Below are 504 nucleotides of genomic sequence, written 5' to 3' on the forward strand. Positions count from 1 at the left end.
GGCAGCCCGTTCATGAGCTGGCGGGGCGTGCCGCTGCTGCCCTCGGACAAGCTCGACCTGAAGGGCTCCGGCCAGTCCGCCCCGGGGACCACCAACATCCTGCTGATGCGGGTCGGCGAGGCGGAGGAGGGCGTGGTCGGGCTGCGGCCGTCCAAGGTGCCGGACGAGGTGGAGCCGGGCCTGTCGGTGCGTCCGATGGGCGTCGACCTGAAGGCCATCACCTCGTACCTGGTGACCAGTTACTTCTCGGCCGCCGCGCTGGTGGAGGACGCCGTCGCGGTGCTGCAGAACGTCGAGGTGTCGAAGTTCCATGACTACTCCTGACCTCAGGCCGCCCGCCGCGCTCGGCCACGCGGTGGCCGGGCAGCGGTACTGGCTCGCCGAACCGCCCCGGCCGCCGATCCCGACGATCCCGTCCAGCACCAGGTCGGCGGCAGCGAACTCGCGCTGATCGTCCGTCACCCGCCCGGCGGCCGGCCCCAGGGCCGCCAGTCCGCCCGCGTG

The 504-nt window shown here is 73.0% G+C and carries 1 protein-coding gene and 1 pseudogene; both read left to right on the plus strand.

Annotation, left to right across the window (positions count from 1 at the left end; genetic code table 11):
• Window positions 1-324: pseudogene (locus tag ABD323_RS45775) on the plus strand (Crp/Fnr family transcriptional regulator); the annotation flags it as partial.
• Complete coding sequence (locus ABD323_RS45780; RefSeq protein WP_344447822.1) at window positions 311-451, plus strand: hypothetical protein; 141 nt, start codon at window positions 311-313, stop codon at window positions 449-451. The pseudogene ABD323_RS45775 and the gene ABD323_RS45780, both read left to right, overlap by 14 nt.
• The last annotated feature ends 53 nt before the right edge of the window (window positions 452-504 follow it).

Source organism: Kitasatospora nipponensis (assembly GCF_039528135.1).
GTDB lineage: Bacteria > Actinomycetota > Actinomycetes > Streptomycetales > Streptomycetaceae > Kitasatospora > Kitasatospora nipponensis.

Bases quoted from the DNA above. Each gene is read 5' to 3' on its own strand.
- ABD323_RS45780 (WP_344447822.1), top strand. From the start codon at position 311: ATGACTACTCCTGACCTCAGGCCGCCCGCCGCGCTCGGCCACGCGGTG.